8 protein-coding genes are annotated in these 18,935 nt (G+C 66.5%); all 8 read right to left on the reverse strand.

Annotated features, from left to right (window positions below):
- Window positions 1–63 precede the first annotated feature (63 nt).
- Window positions 64–6,966: an RHS repeat-associated core domain-containing protein gene (locus ACSMXW_RS11255; RefSeq protein WP_485805734.1), complete on the reverse strand. Its 6,903-nt coding sequence runs from the start codon at window positions 6,964–6,966 to the stop codon at window positions 64–66.
- A gap of 177 nt (window positions 6,967–7,143) precedes the next feature.
- Window positions 7,144–10,428, reverse strand: coding sequence for a LamG-like jellyroll fold domain-containing protein (locus tag ACSMXW_RS11260; protein WP_485805736.1), 3,285 nt, complete (start codon window positions 10,426–10,428; stop codon window positions 7,144–7,146).
- Between the two features lie 477 nt (window positions 10,429–10,905).
- Complete coding sequence (locus ACSMXW_RS11265) at window positions 10,906–11,232, reverse strand: tyrosine-type recombinase/integrase (RefSeq protein WP_485805738.1); 327 nt, start codon at window positions 11,230–11,232, stop codon at window positions 10,906–10,908.
- 431 nt (window positions 11,233–11,663) lie between these two features.
- Window positions 11,664–12,050 carry a hypothetical protein gene (locus ACSMXW_RS11270; RefSeq protein ID WP_485805739.1) on the reverse strand — a complete coding sequence of 129 codons (387 nt, stop codon included), beginning with the start codon at window positions 12,048–12,050 and terminating at the stop codon, window positions 11,664–11,666.
- A gap of 292 nt (window positions 12,051–12,342) precedes the next feature.
- Complete coding sequence (locus tag ACSMXW_RS11275) at window positions 12,343–12,801, reverse strand: hypothetical protein (protein ID WP_485805741.1); 459 nt, start codon at window positions 12,799–12,801, stop codon at window positions 12,343–12,345.
- Window positions 12,801–17,774, reverse strand: coding sequence for a putative T7SS-secreted protein (locus ACSMXW_RS11280; protein WP_485805743.1), 4,974 nt, complete (start codon window positions 17,772–17,774; stop codon window positions 12,801–12,803). The genes ACSMXW_RS11275 and ACSMXW_RS11280 overlap by 1 nt, the downstream gene beginning before the upstream one ends.
- A 3-nt stretch (window positions 17,775–17,777) precedes the next feature.
- The gene (locus ACSMXW_RS11285; RefSeq protein WP_485805745.1) at window positions 17,778–18,422 is read right to left on the reverse strand and encodes a hypothetical protein; all 645 of its coding nucleotides are present in this window, start codon (window positions 18,420–18,422) and stop codon (window positions 17,778–17,780) included.
- A gap of 4 nt (window positions 18,423–18,426) precedes the next feature.
- Window positions 18,427–18,867: a hypothetical protein gene (locus ACSMXW_RS11290; protein ID WP_485807969.1), complete on the reverse strand. Its 441-nt coding sequence runs from the start codon at window positions 18,865–18,867 to the stop codon at window positions 18,427–18,429.
- Between the last annotated feature and the right edge of the window lie 68 nt (window positions 18,868–18,935).

Here is an 18,935-nt window from a genome sequence, read left to right on the forward strand (position 1 = left end):
CCCTCCCACGCACTAGTTCTAGCGCACGAATCCAAGAATCTGGATGCGCGACTGGAGAGTTTTCTACTCATTGAGCGGACCCCCTCCCAGATATCGGAACAGGTTCTTACATGCGGCACAGAACGGCAACTCGTCGCCATGCAAGTCGGCAGAGTGGCCCTGACTTCCACCCATGACATGGACCGCCTTTCCGCGAGCGCCCTCAATCGGAGCACCCCGGCTTTCAAGTTCACAGAGACCGCCGATCTCGGCACACCCTCCATGATGCTCAGTTGCTTGGACTGCCGCCCGAACCGCTGGCGTCAACTCATCAAGACTTCTCGCGCGACTGACACCGAACCCACGGGTGCCATCGGTTGCAACCACCTCGGCCGCCACGTTAGTCCGGCCGATATGCGCATCGGCAAGGTCAAGCAATTCATCGCTGGGCTCGCCACCGCAGTTGTGAACCAGGACCGGCGTGGCCCCCGCCAGTACATAGTACGTGTGTGTGGTGCTGACAGTGAGGTCGTGGGTGAGGTGGTGGTGGTGCCAGATCTTGACGGAGGTGATTGTGGTGGTGGCGCCTGACGCGGTGCGCAGGCGCATGGTGGGTTTGAGGTGGCCGGCGTCGATCCAGCTACGACTTGAGCTGACCCAGAAGGGGTGGGTGACCGTCGCCACGATCGTGGCGGGTTTCTTGCCGTGGCTCTGGATGGTGAGAGTGGCGAAGTCCTTGTCGTCCCTGGTCGTGATGAGTTTCTTGACCGAGCGGGCGGTGCTCTTGCCGGTGACGGGGTCGGTCGCCAGGACCTTCTGGTTGGGTTTGATGTCCTTGATCGGCTCAGTGTGGCCGTCGGCCATCAGCACCTTCGTGTCCGGAAGGAAGCTGTGGTTGCAGCCGCTCGGGCCGCTCTTGGGCGCGGCCTTGTGGCTACGGGCACTGCCCCTGGCCACGCCGGAGGAGGCCGTGTCTTCGGCTGCGGCCCGTGCGGCCTTGGCTCCGGTGCCCTTGGCCGCGTCCGACTTGGCAGCCACCTGGGCGCCTTCGGCAACCGCCGCCGCGCCCGTGCCGGCGATGCCGACCGAGGCAGCGATGACCGCGCCTGACTCGCCTATGACCCCGGCCGCGCCTCCGACAGCCGCTGCCGCAAGGCCTGCTTCGGAGCCCGCCAGTGCGCCTTCCGCGCCTGCGACGAGTACGGCGGCACACCCGCCTGCGGTGGCTGCCACGCAGGCGATCGCGCCCACCACCACGGACGTGGCCACCACAGCGGCGATGACCGGGTGACGCGCCACTTGGTGTGACACCCAGTGGTGGACGCTGCTGATGTGACAGCTGGCCGAGTACCAGGGGCAGCCGCCACCACCCCCACCACCGCCACTGCCGTGGGAGGAGCCACCACCGCCACCACCACGGCCACCACCGCCACCACCGCCGCCACCGCCCCCGCTGGGGCCCACAGGGCCCTCATAACCGGTGGCCGGCGTCAGCTGAAACAGACCCGACGGGTCACTGGAGGTGACGGGATTGTTCCCGCTGTAGGCGTAGCCGTTGATCTGCTGCGGGTCGGTGAGTTCGAGGATGGGGTCGAGGGAGACGAATCGACCGGTGGTGGAGTCGTATTCGCGTGCGCCGAGGTGCGTCAGTCCGGAGACGGCGTCCTGTACACCGCCGACGAAGCCGTGGTCACCCGCCCATGCGGTCGGGCCCGGCTGGGTGCCGCGGGGGTTGCCGAACGGGTCCATCCGTCGACGTGTCACCGCCTGGGTGGTGGCGTCGATCGAGGTCTCGGCGGTGTCGTGGTCGTCGGTGACCTGCCACTGCAATGTCCCGCTGCTGGTGCGGACCGCGATGGTCTGACCGGCCCAGGTGTAGTAGCGCGTGGCAGTGGCGGTGGAAGCGCCCTTGGCCAGGTGTACCTCGGTGTCGCCGAGGTAGAGCGTGGTGCCCGAGTCGTCCCGTTGCAGGAGCCGGTTGCCGTCGGTGTCGTAGAGGTAGGACACCGAGGGGCCGTCCACGTTGGTCACCTTGGCGAGGTGGCCTTCGTCGTCCCAGTCGAGCCTCTGCTGCTGGCCATTCAGTGTCCGAGTGGCCGTGTTGCCTGAAGCGTCGTAGGTGTAGGCGTCCGAGTGGGTCGAGCCGTCGGGTTCGGTGGTCGTCGACCCTGTCAGGGTGTGTGGCTGGGACTCGTCGCCGGTTGGGTAGTCGTAGGTGGTCGTGGTGTCACCGGCGCCGACGGTGGTGCCGTGGTCGGTCAGCGACTTGCGGTTGCCCAACGCGTCGTAGCCGTAGCTCTGCCAGTACGGCGCCGGCCCACCGAGCACCGCGGTCGAAGGGTCCGCCGCGCAACCGTCCGTGGCCGTCCAGGCCTGGGTCAGGCGATCGTGCCCGTCGTAGCGGTAGCACTGCACGTCATCGGTGCCGTCCGCGTGGGCGGCCACCTGTGTGGGGTTGCCCGCGTCGTCGTAGGTGTAGTAGGTGTCCTGGACCGCGGTGGTGCTGGCGTCGCCGGTGACAAGTTGACGGTGCAGACGGCGCGTTCCGTCCTCATAGGTGTTGCTGATCTGAAGCCACTTGGCACTGTCGGAGGAGGAGACTCCCAAAGTGATCTGTGCGACGTCGCCCGGTTTGGTGTACCTCGTGTCCTGGACGTAGCCCGTAGCACCCTTGAGCGTCGTGGGCATACCGATCTCGTTGTAGCCGTACGTCAGCGACTCCGACGGAAGTCCGCCGGCCGCGGGGTCGGAAGTGACCTGCACGGTGCCGTCGAGGTTGTACCCGGTCGTCGACGTGTAGGTGCCGGCCAGTGCCTCCTCACCGGTGACGGAGGGGATGGTCACCCGGGTCAGCAGCGGGCGGTAGAGCGCGTCGTAGGAGCCGACCTGGCTGATGTACGCCTTGCCCGTCGTTCCCGAGCCGCCGACGTAGCGGATGGCGGATGTCGGCTGGCCCTTGGCGATCGAGTCGTAGGTCCATTTGGCGAGTTGGTGGTCGGCGTCCTGTGTGGTGCCGTCGTACATGCCGGTCCGCCGGCCCAGCACGTCGTAGGTGTAGCTCAGCGACTTGCCGCGACCGTCGGTGGTGGTCGCCACCTGGTCCAGGTCGTCGTAGGTCGTCGTGGTCGTGCCGGCATCCGGGTCGCTGGCACTCCTCTGGCGGCCCATCAGGTCGTAGTCGTACGACCAGATGTTTCCGTCGTCGTCGACGACCTTCCGCAGGCGGCTCTTGGCGTCGTAGGTGTAGTCGATGGTGGTGTACGGCCCCGACGGCGTGCCGTCGTCGTACTGCCGCACCTCGGTGGTCCGGCCGAGGGTGTCGGTGAGGGTGGTGGTCGCGATGCCGCCCTTCGGTGGGGTGACGGTGGTGCGGTCACCCCCATAGGCCGTGCTGGTGGTCCACTTCTTGATGCCGTCGGCGTAGAAGTCGGACGCCGTGGGCCGTCCCGCCCCGTCGTAGGTGGTGATCGTCTGCGCCGGCTGGGCGGATGTGATGTCCGCCAGGGTTCCGGACGGCGTGTCGCCGTCCGTGTAGTCGGCGTCCTGTTCGACGGGCAGGCCACGGCTGTCGTACTTGGTCTCGGCGATGACCCGACCGCCGCCGGGGGCGGGTGTCTGCGTCTGGCGTGGCCGCAGCAGGGAGTCGTAGAGGGCGTAGGTGTAGTTGTAGGACGTGCCGTCGTTCTTCAGCACGCCGGTGCGCACCGCGGACGCGGCCTGGTTGGAGACGGTGTAGCTGTAGACCTCGTTCGGACTCTGCTGGGCCGCCTTGCTGCGGTTGGCAAGCCACAGGCCGGTGAGACGGCCGAGAGCGTCGTAGGCGTAGTCGGTGCGCTTGTTGTTGGCGTCGACCACCGAGGTGGCCAGACCACGTGCCGGGTCGTAGGTGGTGGTGGTCGCGTACTCCTTGGCGTCCGTGGTGGTCGTGCTGGTCAGCGGTCCGCCGGAGGCCGGTGTGTAGGCGGTGGCGGTCGTGTTGCCTTCCGCGTCCTTGACGGAGCGGACGCGGCCTTGGGCGTCGAACGTGGAGGTGGACACGGTCTGGTAGGCCGGACTGTCGCCGTCGTAACTGGTGACTCGCTGGGTGGAGGTCTCATCGCCAGTGGTCGGCGCCGTGCCATAGGCCTGGTTGTCGTACAGCGTGCGCACGTCGGAGATCACGTCGTCGGGACGCGAGGTGGTGCCGCCGCATCCCACGTCGACGGTCTCGACCCGGATCGGGAAGGCCATCAGCCAGGCGGTTCTGTTGTCGGCGTACGTCGTGCGGGTGCATTGTTCGTCGCCGGTGACCGTGTCGTCGCCACTGTCGTCCACCTCAGTGGGGGCAGCGGTGTCGGGGTCGTAAGTGGTGGACGAGGTTGTGGTGCGCACACCGCCGGACGACAGGTCGGTGCGGTTGTGGACGGCAGCCGGCCGTACGAAGTGGGCTGAGCGTGATCCGTCGGACGCCGTCTGGTGCACCCACTCATCGGTGATCGCCCCGGACACCTCGGCACTGCCGTTGTAGGTGATCGACTCACGCACCTGCCCGGCGAGCGGGTCGGCGTCGGTCACCTGTGTGCCGGTGGAGTCAGTGATCTTTACGCTGCGGGGGGTCCCGTCGGACTGCTTGTCCCCGTCCATGCCGCGGAAGTACGTGTCGACCGTCTTGGTACGGGTCGACTGGTCATTACCGGTGGTGGTGGTGACACTGCCGTACCCCCGCCACACGGACCACGTCTTGCGCTTGGCCGGGGTGGTGGTGTTGTCGCTGTCGTAGTGCCACGCGGGTGTTCCGTTGTACGTGTAGTCCGTCTCCTGGAGCGGGGCGCCTCCGAAGGGGTCCGACTGGGTGACCTGTTTGACGACGTACTTGTGGAACCAGTCGAGTTGTGGATCCGCAGTGAACGGCGGCTGCCAGTAGGAGGGGAAACAACGGAGCGTGTCCGAGTCAGGCGCCGACGGCATGGTGGTGCCGGCCACGCATTGCGGGTCCTCGTAGTTGACCGTCAGAACCGAGCCGGTCTCCGTGGTGATCGTCCGTATCCGCCACTTCACCAGTGCGGCGATGTCGTCATGCGTGGTGTCGACCCGGTTGAACAGCTGGATGCCGCCGAAGGTCACCGGTGGCATGGAAACGTGAGAGCCGTCCTCGCCGGTCCGGGTTATGGAGTCGAGCCACAGTCCGGGCGAGGTTCCGTCACCGGGGTCGGGGAACGACTGGCTCAGCTTCCAGGAGTCGACATCGCGGTAGTCCGGAGTGGACAAGCCGTCGTCCCAGACCCGGGTGGTGATCGACGTCAGGCGGTCGCGGGAGAAGAACGTCGGTGACGGATCGTTCTTGCAGACGGTGTCGGCCGCGCAGATCTGGTCGAAGGGAACGTCGGGCCAGTCCTTGGCGGTCGTCGAGGTCAGCGAGGAGCACGACTCGGTGTCGGTGACCAGGCAACGTTGTTCTGTGTGGAAAGACACCTGCGCCGGTGCGGTGCCGAAGACGGTGGAATCGGTGAACCCGTAGTCGATGCGGCTCAGGTATCCGCCACGGTCGTACGCCGTGCCGTTGCCTGTGGTGCCGTTCTTGGCGTAGGAGTTGGTCTCCTTGGTGTACCAGTACGACATGGCGTTGCCGTGCGGGTCGACCACGTAGTCGAGGTTCCAGCGCCACGCCTGGGTCAGCGTGCGGTCGGCGAACGTGGACCCCTTGTCGTAGCCGGGTTCGCCGGAGTCGTCGCCGAAGACCGGGACGGTCCAGGTGGAGTCGGTCTCCGGCTTGCCGCTCGTCCACCCGGGCAGGCGGTTCTTACCGAACACGTACTGGGTGCCGTCCTGAGTGGTGACCGTCCAGTACTCGCCGTCATCGTCTCCGTTGCTCGTGCCGGTCGATCGGACCACGCGCTCCCCGTCGTCGTCCTTGGGGTGCCACTCACCTTTGCTGCTGTCCTTGATCAGCGGTGTCGCCTTGCCGCCCAGCACGAGAGTGGCGTTGTCGCCGGCCCAGCACTCGTCGTGCTTACCCGCCTGGCCGTCGTCGTCGCAGGAGTCGTAGGACCGCTCGATGTAGGAACTGCTGAGGTCGAAGCCCTCCCCCACCCAGGACGGCTGGTTGTTGGTGGACGGCAACCGCCCGTCGACGCTCTGCGCGTCGTAGCTGATGGCGAGGCTGGGGGCCGGGCCGCCTACGGAGGGTGGCACGGACAGCGGGTAGGACCAGGTGAAGTCACCGCTGGAGCCGCCCGCCGTCCACGACGCGGACGGGCTCAGCGACGTCGCCTGGTACGAGCCGGTGCCGGACTTGGCATCCGCCGTCACCGCGAGGGCAGTAGCCCTCATCAGGTCGGACGTGGCGGCCTGCGACGCCTCTCCAGGCGACGCAGGCACCCGAATCGTCGCGGTGAGAGTGTGGTGCTTCACATCATTGGACGTGGCCAACGGAGTCTGCGTCCGGCACCTGCTCAGCCCTGGAGTGGCCAGCGCACACGACGGAAGACGTACCAGGGACAGGCGGGAGGCGTAATCGCCACCGTAGGCATGGGCGAAACCGGAGTAGTCGACGGTCAGCGTCGCCTTGCCTGTCCCGTGGCCACCCTCGGCGCCCGCGACGGACAGCAGCGCACCACGTACACCGGCGGTAGTCGCCGTTGTACGGTCGGCGGTGCGCACCCGCACCTTCCGCGGTCCCGAGGCCGCGGACGCGGACAGCTTGACGCCGAGACGACCGACGGTGAAGCTCTTCGCACTGGCCTGGTGGGCCGCAACGGGAACCACAGCGGTCGCTTTCTCAGGCCAGACGGTCGGCTTTGCGAGCATCCGGCTGGTGCTGTGCGCGGCACCGCGAGCAGGATCGGACTTCTTGGCGATACTGGCCGCGAACGGGACCGCGGTGCCGTCCTTGGCACCCGGCAGGCTCACCGTGCGGTGGCCGTGCTGCCAGCCCGCCCAGTCACCCGGCACGACGAGCACCCCCGCCGCCAACGCCACCGAGGTGACAGCGACGACCCAACGCCGCATCACAACCGGGCGTCTGCGCCGCGTGCGACCGCCCCGCCCCCCTCGCAACACGCCTCTCACCAGGCCCTACCCTCCACCTGAGAAACTCGGATAATTCGGTTCAGCTGTCGCGCGCGCCGCTTGGGCGCCTACCGCCCGCCGCCTGCCGGCACAGGAGCTACTGCGTCCCGTCCGGACCTACAGGGGGATGGGAACCTCAGCGGTGTACATCTGGTCGATGTCGGTCGCCGACATCACACCGGTCCACACCCGAACGTCGTCCACCAGCCCGGTCGCCCAGTCGCCGAAGGCCCCCGCGGCGGTGCGGCCACTCCCGATCGAGAACGTGCCGGTCGCCTGCCAGGGCGAGTCGAAGACAACCCCATCCCCCGTGTCGTCATCCGTGTCCACGTCACCCTGCGCTCCCTGGCGCACGCCGTTGACGTAGAGGAACAGCTGATGGTGGGCGCCGTCGTAAACGCCCGTCAGCAACGTCCACGCCCCGGGATCCACAAGCTGCGCCGCCGTGACACCCGTCGGCACCGTGACGACCGTGGCGGTGCTGGCGTCGGCCGTCGTCCGGCCGAATACCCACATGCCCTGCGGCGACCCCGCGGGCTGGCTGTACCACAACCCCCAACTGTCACGCGTGGTGCCGGACTGACCCGCAAGGCGTTCCGTGTGGGAGACGCTGGTGTCGGACAGTGCCGCAGGATCCAACTGCACCCAGGCAGCGATGGTGAAGTCACCCTGGGAGTCGACGAGCGGGCCTTGGGCGGAGATCGTTCCGTTGGATGCGCCGTTCAGGGCAACAACGCTTCCCTTGCCGCCCTCGTCATCCATCGCCCAGGCGGTCCCTGTCCCCAGCGTTGCCGTATGGCCGTACCCAGTGACGTCGTCAGCGGTGCTTCCGGCGCCGTCCTCCATGCTCCAGTCCGCGACTTCGGCCGGCTGAGCCTGATCGGTTGCCGGTTTGGTCATCGCCTGCAGATCCGCGACCTCCTCATCGGAAAGGATGCGGTTCCAGGCGTAGACCTCGTCCACCTGCCCGGGAAAGTAGTCGCTGAAGGTCCCGCCGTACTGGCCACGCGCGAACTGCACCGCCCCGCTCGCCTGCCACGGCGTCGTGAAGGAGACCGGATCTCCTTGCTGCACCCCGTTGACGTAGAGCTGGATCGTCTGCTCCTGGGCATCGTAGACACCCATCAGATGAGTCCACACCCCCACCACAGGGCTGGCAGTGGACACCGACCGCACGATCGTAGGCGTCGCGGAGTCCGCGGTGTAGCGATTGAAGATCCACGCCTGATAGGCGGTGGAGTAGTACAGCGCGAACGCCGACCCGTTCGTCCCCGCCTGGGCCACCACCACAGCGTTGTGGGACGCGTCGGTCAGCCTCGCCCACCCCGAGACGCTGAAGGATTTGGTGGTGTCCAAACCGCTGCCGGTAGCCGAGGCGTATCCCGTCATGCCATCGCCTTGCAGCGCCTTGCCCACACGCGCGTGGCCGGACCAGGCCGCCCCGCCCGCCAAAGTGGCCGTCTTCCCTCCAGCCGGATCAGCCGCAGTCGGTCCCGTACCCTCGTCGAACGACCACGTGTCGACCGGGCCGCTACCGGCAGCCACCTTGAAGTAGTACGTACTGCTGCTGCTTCCTGACGTGTTGCCGGCCGAGTCCCAGGTCTGCACCGTCAGCGAGTTGACACCTCGCACGTCGGGAACGAGCGTGAGGGAGATACTGCTGGTGGGAGCCGAAAAGGTCTTGGTGACGGTCTTGTCGTCGTTGAGGGTGTACGTGTACTTGACGACGTCGGGCGCCCCCGCCTGAACGCCGAAGGTACCGGGCGAGCCCACTCCACCGTAGGCAGCGCAACTGTCAGGATCATCCGGACCGGCGCACGGTAGATACGCGGAAGAGCTGATCACGGGCGGCGGAGGGGCTGTCGTGTCGATGCGGAACGCGCACGCGCCGGTGGTGGTCCACCCCGAGTACATCGAACCAGTCGAACCGTTGAACGAGTACTGGTACTGGGTCCTGGCCCGTACCCAATAGGTCTGGCCATTGGTGAGCGCCGGCGTGCGCCACGTGCCGGCGGTCCCCGAGGCAGTCCACGCCGACGGACTGCCCGAGGCGACCTTGGGATCAGGATTGTCGGGATCGTACCGGTAGACCTCGAAGGTGGGACGCAGCGTCGACTGAGAACCGTCCGACGACCGGGGCACCGCGGAGATCGTAGGAGTCAGCGTATGAATGCTGACCGCCTTGCTGGAACTGGCACCACAGGCAAGGCTTGGATTGGAGAGCCTGAGCGACGTGGGCGTGCTCGGCTTCGACACGAAGGTCACCGACAGCGTCGGCTTGTGATCCGACGGCGACGCAAACTGCTTCCACGCGATCTCGTCCGATTCATCGCTCGCGCGAAGCCCCAGCGTCGTCGTCGAGGCTGATGCGCCGGCTGTGTATGCCACCGCCTTCGTGGCGTCGAAGGAAACGTTTCCACCCGGGCAGTCAGACGAGTACCCCTTGGCCGTGGTGACCGTATCGACGGTCGACGACCAGGCCGGCTGCTTGGACCAGGTCGTCGAAGACGAGATGGCACCCGTCCGCCCCAACTCGACCGGCTTGTCGGTGCAATTCGCCGACCAGGTCTCCAATGCGGTGAACGTCGCCGACAGGATCTTCTTGCCACCCAGCGAATGCGTGTCGAACTGATAAAACGAACGGACCTTCTTGTTGTCCACCCACGCGTCATATCCGACCCCCAGCGCGTGCGAGGTCTTCCAGAACGACGTCGTCGTGGAGTTCGACCACACCGCGGTCCAGCCCGACAACGACGCACTGGTCGTCTGGGGATCGAGGACGACCGGATACGTCGTGCCCGGATCGTCCAGGAAGGCCCGGTCCACTGTGACCGTCAGAGCCTGATCCGTCACCGACACATCCATCGGCTCGACCCTCGCACCGGGGGCAGGACCGTTCACCACAGGATCAGTGCCATCGGACACGGCGGCTGCCGCCGACCGGTTAGGCCCGGCCGACGGTGCGCCAGTGATCGTCGACGAGTCGTACATCAAGGCGGATCCCGTGGTGAGGACCGGCCTTCCACTGGAGTTGAGGAAGGCCGCACCGCCAACTCCGGTGTCGTGCGCCGTCAACCCACGCACCGACACCGGGAAACGGACACTCGTCAGGTCCGCGGAATCAGCCGCTGCCTTGGACGACAGGACGAGGTTCTCGCTGAATCCGTCGGGGGAAGCCGACACCACCAGGTCGACCCCGGGTACGACGTCGGCGTACGTCGCCGTCGAGCCGGAGAGCGCTGGCGTCGGAAGCACCCAGGGTGAGTGGACCTCGTAGGTCGTCTCATCCTGGGTGACCATCGCCAGCGGGGCGGCTGAGCCCCCGCCGGAGAAGACCATGTCGACGGCGGCGGACTTCGGTACGACCTGCCCAGCCGTTTTCACCGTCAGATCGGTGTCCACGGGAACCCAGTCCCCTCCACGTCTCACCCGAACGGGACTCAAGGCGAGGTCGACCGTGAACGTGCCGTCGGGCTTCGCCGTGACGAGTTGGGTGGGACTGGTCTCCTGTGTCACCTCAACCGGCGCCCCGGACTGCACGGCCTTCTGCGACGCGACGGCTTCCGGCGACAAGCCGACTGCCGAGTCATCCTCCGCGGAAGTCGCCGCTGGCGAGGCAGCCGTCGCTGGCGACGCTGTGGTGAAGGTCAAGGGTTGCAATGCGGCTGAAAGCGCGACGGCCCAGGCGACGCCCACGCGTACACGCCTCCCCAGAAGCTTCACACCCACCCCTGTTTCCCTCACGATGTCACCGCAATGTGCGGCGATCGGTGATCGTTCCAGAGATTCGACAAAGACATTGGCAGTCCCAAGCAAAGAGATGGCATGCACAGGCCAGCAGCGGAGACCGCGAACTGACCCTTGAGCCAAGCCCAACCGCTACGTTCGTCCGCTGGCGCGGTGGGCTGCTGCGTCAGGTGCGGCACCCACGCCGAGAAACCGGCGCGGTGAAGGCTCTACTTGCTGGAGTCCGGCTGCGAGGAAGACGCGGGCGACGGCGCCCGCGGCGTGGTGTTTGACCTCGTCGACGACGCTCGCATACGTATCGCGTGTGAGGGCGGAGGAGTCGTGGCCGAGCATCTCCTGAACCACTTTGGCGTCCACGCCCGCGGAAAGAGCGTGGCTGGCGGCGCCGTGACACAGGTCGTGCAGCCGGATCAGCGGCAGCTCGACCTCGCGGACGAGTTGCTTGAACTGTCCGGTCACCCAGCCAGGACGCAACGGGTCACGAGCCGATGCTCCCGCAGTGCACTCGGCAAGACACGGGCCAGAGTTGCCAGCACAGCCCGATCCAGCCAGGAGAATCGCGGTCGCGGCTCCCAACGGCGCAGCACTGCAACCTCGTGGCGCAGCGCAAGTATTTCTGCGTTCTCGGACGACGATGATCGAGAAAGCAGCCCCAGCCAGCCGACCACCGTCACCACAACTTATAGATCAAACGTACTCCACGAATCCGATCATCCACCCGAACGAATCCGCAGCTCAAGCTGCAGGGCCGAGGTCTCGACCAGCACAGGCTCAAGTACCAGGGAGCCCAGTGACGCCCGCTCTTGATCCGTGGGTTCATGGCGACCTATCACCCAACCATGGACCACTCAACTGGCACTCTTTGAAGACAGATCCCGGGAACGCGCCGCTTATCGGGAAGAATTCACTCGCGCGATCACTCCACGGACATCTTCATCCGTGTATTCAAATGGCCTCATTTGATTCGCGGCAGCGTTCCAGCGCTGCTCTTCGGATTTCAGATCACCCCAGAAATCTTCCAGGAAACCAATGATTGCCGGGATCTCGAATGTACGACCGGATAATTTACGCCATTCGCGCCAGTGGTGAGCCGTACCAGATTTCGCCTCTTCCTCATAATGCGCCACGATCGACTCGACAATCCTTTCGTGGGCTTGAGCAAGGAACGGACTCCCTCGAACCTCGGCACTGACGTCACCCGAGTGAAATATCATCTCCATCAGCCCCTTCTGCAGAGCCAGCATCTCCCGGACATCACGAACCTCGAACACGCTCACCTCAAAGCTCCATCACCTGAACGGTTTCGACCATGATGGACAACGTCCTCCGGCCGGAATCCGAACTAGCATGTTATTGAACTCATCCGGACTCAAAGTTTCCCGCGTGAGCAACTCCCGGTCCTGCTCCGCCAACCACGGCATTTCGTCGATCAGTGGGGTCGGGCCAGCTTCACCTGGGTGCAGGATATCCAGCCCCCGCGAATCCGCAGGGGACTAGGAGCCCTCATCCACGAAGAGTTCCTCGGACTCGCTGCCGTCTCATCGCTCACCGACAGCTCAGCTCATTGCGTTAGCCGCCATGAGAGTCCGCCGCCATCACATACGCCTCGAAATAGTACTCGGCCTCGGCCACGATGACGATCTTGTCCAGTGACCGTGAAAGGAACCTCCAGGGCTCCTCGATTGCTTCGCGCACCGTCGCCATCCATCCGTGTGGCGGAATACGGCACTCCAACCAGGGAGCGATCCCGAGGTGGCTCGCCACATGGACGCGTTCGGTTACGCCGTGTTCTGCCAGCAGCTCCTCGATCCACGCGTCCAGTTCCTCCGGCGAGGTGTCGTCACGAAGCTTCTCGGTCGGCTCCGTGAAGATGTCCCACGAGCGGCTGATGGCCTCTGAGACCCACGCGGGCAGCGCGTCGGACTGCAGGGAATCTCCTGTGCGCAGGTTGCCGAGGCCGCGTTCGATGCGTTGCAGGGCGGTCTTCTCTCGGCGCAACCTGAGCTTCTGCTGCAACTTACTTTCCATCAGCACGGTTTCTTCGGGTAGTAGAGATGATGCTTCGGCATGATCTGCTTGTAGGTCTTACCCTGCATGTTGATGTCCGAAGGAGCGCCTTCCGGGGGCTTTCCGGCGTGGAAGTGTGGACTTTTTGCCTTGGGATCATGGGTGTGTTCAGCAATGACCCTGGTGCCGTTCGGAGTGTCGTACTGGTAGTAGCGGCCCCAACCGGCCCGTGGGTCTCTCGTCGGGTCGGCGTTCGGGTCGTATGGCCGATAAACGTAATTGGGTCGGTGCGTCTGGGCGGGATCCCCGCCGATTTCCCACTGCCGGGTGGGTTGGGCCGAGCGTGGCACGCCCGCCATGTCCTTGGCATGGTTGAAGGCCTCCCGCCGCGTGTCGAATTCGGGGTTGTAGTCGGATCCGAGGCCGAGCGAGTCGGTCCACTGGAGGGGGTTGTGGATGTACGTCACCGGATTGGGCGCCGGGCCGAGACCGAGAGGGTCAGGGGTGATGTACCGGGCGACTTCAGGGTCGTAGTGGCGGAAGAAGTTGTAGTGGAGCCCCGACTCGGGGTCGTAGTACTGACCTGGGAAGCGTAGCGGGGTGTACGTGGTTGCGGATCTGTTCCAGGCTGTCGTGCCCCACAAGGTGGTGCGTGTGCGCCAGGCGACCGTGCCGTGGTCATCGATGAGTTCGGTGGGTGTGCCGACCAGGTCTGTGATGACGGCGAAGAAGCGGGAGGCTATCTCGTCATCGTGCGTGACGTCTGCCGGCTGCTTTTCTTCAGGCGTCGCCGGCGTCAGCGTGGTCAGCAACGAGAGGGCCGACGAAGCCGAGGCCGAAGCCCCGGCGAGCTCCGTCTCGGCCGTGCGCGGAACGATTCGTTCCGTTTGGGTCAGCGGATGGAGGCCACTGTGTTCCCAGGTCAGGGTGACCGGGTGCGATTGGGCATCGCCGGTTGTTGTCTGTTCACAGAGCGTTGTGCCGTCCCAGGTGAACGTGGTCTGCTCTGTGACAGTTTCGCCGTCCGCTGCCAGACGTTGTTTCGCGGTGCGACGGCCGAGGGGGTCGTAGGTGTAGCGCCAGCGGCTGCCGTCCGGTGTCACCAGACCCGTCAGGCGGTTTTCGGCGTCCCAGGTGTAACGCCAGATGTCGGCCTTCCGCGAAAGGTGCGCCTTGCGGCGCAAGGTGATGCGGCCGGCGGCGTCGTATGTGTAATGAACGTCACCCGCGCGGGTCACACGGGTGCCGGTGTAGGTGCGGGAGCCGCGCGCTTCCCTGCCGGGATGCCTCTCCGGCCAGGTCGCCTCGGTCTGGTTGCCCATCTCGTCGTAGGCATACCGCTCTGACCAGTTCGCCGCGTGTACCGCTGTGACGCGCCCTGCCCGGTCCAGTTCGAAGCGCCGCGTGCCGGTGCGGGTGTCGTCGATTCGGGTCAGGCTGCCGTCGGCGCGGTAGGTGTACGTGCGGTGCGCCACGACCCGGTCGCCGTCGGCCCCGGACGGCAGATGGTGCAGGGACTGCGAAGTGAGCCGGCCGAGTGGGTCGAAGGTGTGCGCCAGAGTGATCGTCGGGCCGGCGCCGCCCCGCATGACGTGGCGGGCGAGCTCGCGGCCCGCGGCATCGCGGTCGAAGGTGAGCGTGCGGCCCGCGGTGGTCAGGGCCGTCGGTTGGCCAGCGCCGTCGTATGCCCAGAGAGACTCGACGCCCGAAGGCGTGGTGCGGCGGGTACAGCGGCCGAGGACGTCGTAGCCGTACGTGAGGACGCGCCCGTCGACCGTCTCCGATTGCACGCGTCCGTACTGGTCGCGCAGGAGTGTCAAGGTACTGCCGTCGGGGCCGGTGGCTCGGGCGAGTTGGTCGGTGAAGTCGTAGGTGTAGGTGGTGACTCTGCCTGCTGCGTCCTTGCGGGTGACCCGGTCCAGCACGTCGTACTCGAAGGTGATGGTCTCCCCCATGGCGTTGGTACGGGATGCCAGGCGACCGACCTCGTCGTGGGTGTAGCCAAGGGTGCGGCCGTCGAAGTCGGTCTCTGACGTCAGACGGCCCTCTGAGTCGTGCTCGTAGTCCCACGTCAGGCCTTGCGGGTTGGTGACGCGGGTGAGGAGCAACCGGGCGTCGTGGGCGAAGTCGTAGCGCGCGCCACTGGGGTCGGTGCGCGCGGTGAGGAGGTCGAAGTGGGTGTACTCGAAGAGGGTGGTACCGCCCACGGGGTTGGTGTGGCTGGTGCAGTTGCCTTCGCCGTCGTATGTCCACGACTCCACGGCGCCGTCCGGCCCGGTGCGCCGCGCGGGGTACCCCTCCACCGTCCAATCCAGCCGGGTGACTGCTCCCAGCGGATCGGTGAGCGTGGTCGGACGCCCGAAGGCATCGTGTTCGTATCGGGTCACCGTGCCGAGCGGGTCGCGTATCTCCACGGGTAGGCCCGCGCGGTTGCAACGGAAGTCAGTGCGGTGGCCTGCGGCATCGGTGATGGACGTGAGATGACCCGCTTCGTCGTAGGCGTAGGCGGTGGTGGCGCCGGTGGGGTCGGTGAGGGTGGTGCGGTTGCCGCGGGCGTCGTAGGTCTGGTGCCAGGTCAAGCCGTCAAAGCCGGTGACCCGCACCGGCAGGGCACCCGGCGTCAGGTGCCGGGGGGCTGTGACGGAGCCGGCGTCCCCAGTCCCCACCTGCCCTGCTGCCTTCCGGTGGTCCGTCTCCGGCGGCTCGTACTCCGCTCGTGCCTCCCGTCCGTCGGGCCGTACCGTTCTTGTCAGGTTGCCCGCCGGGTCGTAGTGGAACTCGGTGGTGCGGCCGAGGGGGTCGGTCTCGGAGAGCAGGCGATGATGGCGGTCGTAGCGGTAGTGGGTGATGTTGCCGAGGGTGTCTGATTCGGCGATGACCTGGCAGTCGCCGTTGATGAAGAAGCGGCGTGTGTGTCCGTCGGACGTGGTGGTCGTAGTGACGTGCAGGCCTGTTTCCAGGTTCGTCTCATAGGCAAGGCGCAGGGCCATATGGCCTGCTTCGCCGCCTTCGGCGATACAACGGCCCTGGGCGTCGTACTCGTAGGTGTACGAGCGGGCGTTGGTGTCCGTCCAGGATGTGACCCGGCGCCCCTCGTCGTAGGTGAAGACCATCGGACGGCCACAGGAGTTGGTGACCTCGGTGAGGTTGCCCTGCCCGTCGTAGCCGTAGCGGAGAAGTTCCTGGTCACCGCCGTCGGGGGCGGCGCCCGACAGGCGCAGTGCGGTGATGCGGGTGGTGGGGCCCTGCCCGGTCGTCTCCAGTCTCAGGTGGTAGCCACCGCTGTGGGTGATGTCAGTGGGCGCACCGGTGTCAGGGTCGTAGGTGAAGGAGATCCAGTTGCCGTTGCGGTCGTCGACCTGTTCCAGGACCGAGACGTGGGCGCCGCCACCGTAGTTGCCCTCGTCGTCGTCGCCGTGGCCTTGCACGTCCTGGTCGGTGAAGTGCCAGGCCGATCCCTTGGCAGGGTCGGTGATGACGTATCCGGCGCCGTCGTCGGCACGCCGGAGCGGCCAGCGTGGACCGTGGCTCGGCAGGACGGGTTCGCCCGCGCTCTCAGGGTGCGGGTAGACCAGCAGCAGTCCGTCCTCGTGGACGAAGACGATCCCCTCGTCGTCCACTTCCAGGCGCTGATCGACGGTGCTGGACCAGGACGGTCCGAACCACCGTCCCAGCCGGTAACCCGAGTCCAACCGTCGCCGGAACACCAACGGCAACGTTCCCGGCAGCGTCACGTCCGTCTGCGGGAAGAACACTCTCCCTGTCGCCAGATCAATGGGGTCCGTGCCCCGGCACACCTTGCTCTCACGGGAATGCAGCCCGCGCGCGCGTCGGGCGGCCGCGGCGGTGTCGGCGAGTTCGTCGGCGGTGCGGGCGGCTTTCACACCGGCGCCCGCGCCGTCGGTGGCGATGGTCAGCGCGATGTCCGGCACCAGCCGCCCGAGGCCTTCCGACGGGTCTTTCATGAAGTCGGTGACCATCTGTTTGCCGGCGCCCCAGGGGTCGTTGGCGACGGTGACCAGGCCGGCGGCGAGGCTGTCGAGGTTGGTGACGTACTCGGCGGGGTGGGTGATGTTGTACGGGTCGAGCGGGTTGATGCCGCGCACGAAGTTGTTCAGCCCGGCGGTACCTTTGAGCAGGCCCCCTTCGAAGTGGTCGATCATCAACGGTACTTCGTCGAGGCCCGACTTGAGCTGGTCGGTGTAGGACGGTTTGGGCGGGGCCTTGTCACGGGCCGCGCGGATCTTGGCGCCAGCGGTGTCAGCGGCCGTGTTCCGCTGTTTGCGGGCCTCCGACAGGATGTCCTGCGCGTCCTGCATCAGCTTCTTGCCCGGATCGTCGAACGAGCTCGCGGGCTTCGGCGGCAGCGAGGACCGGTCACGCTTGTCGGCGGGCTGCGCGTTGTAGCGGTCGACGGCCTTGTTGTAGGCGTCGACCTTCTTCTTGTGCGCATCCGCGGCGTCCTCGGACGCCTTCGTACCGGCCTTCCACTTGTCGATCGCCGCCTGCGCCTGCCCCTGCGCCCAGGAGACCGTCTCCGCGAACGCCTCCAACGCCCCCGCGGCCTCGTCGAAGGCGTCCGCGCCGGTGAACCACTTCGGGGGCTGGATATGCACGCTCTTACGGAACGCCTCGGCCGCCTCACCCTTGAGCTGGTCGGAGTTCAGGCCCTTCAGCCCGTCGCCGACATCGTCGAAGGACTTCTGGAAGGTGCGCAGGTGCCCGGCGGTCGAACGGAGCTTGCCCGGACTGCCGTAGATCAGCTTCGTCTTGTCGTCGGTCTGCCCCAGGTCCATCTCGTCAACCTGGGCACCCATCCGGTTCGCCACCGAACGCGACTGCTCACGCACCCAGTCCGCGCCGGAGTCCCAACCCAGGTCGTCCAGCCGGTCGGCCGTCCAGTCACCGACATCCTCGACACGATCCCCGACCCACTCGGTGCCCTTCTCAACGGCATGCTCGATCGGATCGGGAATGAAATCTCCGATACCCACCGCTCACTCTCCCCCGTCCTGCCCCTGCTGCTGATCCTGCTGGGCGGCCCGCTCTTCCGGCGAGGGGCCGAAGACACGGTCCAGGTCCCGGTTGAACTCCTTGTCGTCGATACCGGCGATCCGGTTGCCGATGTCGGAGATCCGTCCGCCCTGACCCTCGGTCAGCAGGGAACGCCCCGTGTCCTTCCACGTCTGCGCCATCTCGTGCCCGGCCTTGTCCCAGGACTCCGCGCTGTAGTCGGGATGCAGCGCGTCCGGAGTGAACACGTCCCCCCAGCTCTGCTTCTCGATGTCCTCCTCCGAGGCATACGGGCTTCCACCCGCGAGTGAATTCGTGATCACCTTCAGCGAGCCCTCGACGTACTGGTCCTCCTCCCACTGCGTACCCGCCGCAAGGCCCAACCGCTTCGCGATCTCACTCGCGTCGTGGATCAGCGAGCGCACTCCCCAGTCCCACCGCTCACAGAAGTCCTCGAAATCGACCGAGAGATCGTGATCCCCGGCCTCCATACCGGTCATCGCCAGCTCGGAGAATCCCTTGCCCATCAGCGAACCGGTACCGTCGCCGATCTCGCCCAACTCCCCGATGGCACTCCGCAGGCCTTGCGTGATCTTCTGAACGCCGGCCTTGTCGAAGTGCAGATCCATCCCGTCACCACCGCCCACGGCCGCCCCCCTCCAGACCCATACCGCCCAGTGGCGTCGTGCCCCGCCCGGCGTCGATGGCGGCGGTGTCGGGCACGATGCCGGTCATCGGCGGAAAGACCATCACCCCGTCCGGTGTGGCCACGTCCACCGCCAGCCCGGCGGGCTCACCCATGGCCGGCACGATCTCGTCCAGCAATCGCTCGCCGAGCAGCGCCGCGAACTCCCACGGCACGTCACCCGGACCGTGGTGCAGTGCAAAGCGGGCCAGCGCCGCCTCATCGGTGAACGCGCACACCCACCGCACCCCACCCCGCCGAGCCGTCCACAACCCGCCACCCTCCAACGGCACCAGCAGCACCGCCTGGCGCGCCGCGGACAGCAACTCAGCCGGATCGCCCACCCCGGCGCGCCGCTCAGCGATCCGCTCCACCAGCCCCGCGCCCATCTCCACGCTCACCAGCCTCCCCCGCTACCAACAACAGCCAGCCGGCTCACCACACCATAGGGAAAGAC

It is taken from the genome of Streptomyces sp. DSM 116793 (assembly GCF_057320905.1).

Excerpts from the sequence above, each read along its gene's own strand:
- ACSMXW_RS11255 (WP_485805734.1), bottom strand. The coding sequence starts at position 6,966 with ATGCGGCGTTGGGTCGTCGCTGTCACCTCGGTGGCGTTGGCGGCGGGG.
- ACSMXW_RS11275 (WP_485805741.1), bottom strand. The coding sequence starts at position 12,801 with ATGGAAAGTAAGTTGCAGCAGAAGCTCAGGTTGCGCCGAGAGAAGACC.
- ACSMXW_RS11285 (WP_485805745.1), bottom strand. The coding sequence starts at position 18,422 with ATGGATCTGCACTTCGACAAGGCCGGCGTTCAGAAGATCACGCAAGGC.
- ACSMXW_RS11290 (WP_485807969.1), bottom strand. The coding sequence starts at position 18,867 with ATGGGCGCGGGGCTGGTGGAGCGGATCGCTGAGCGGCGCGCCGGGGTG.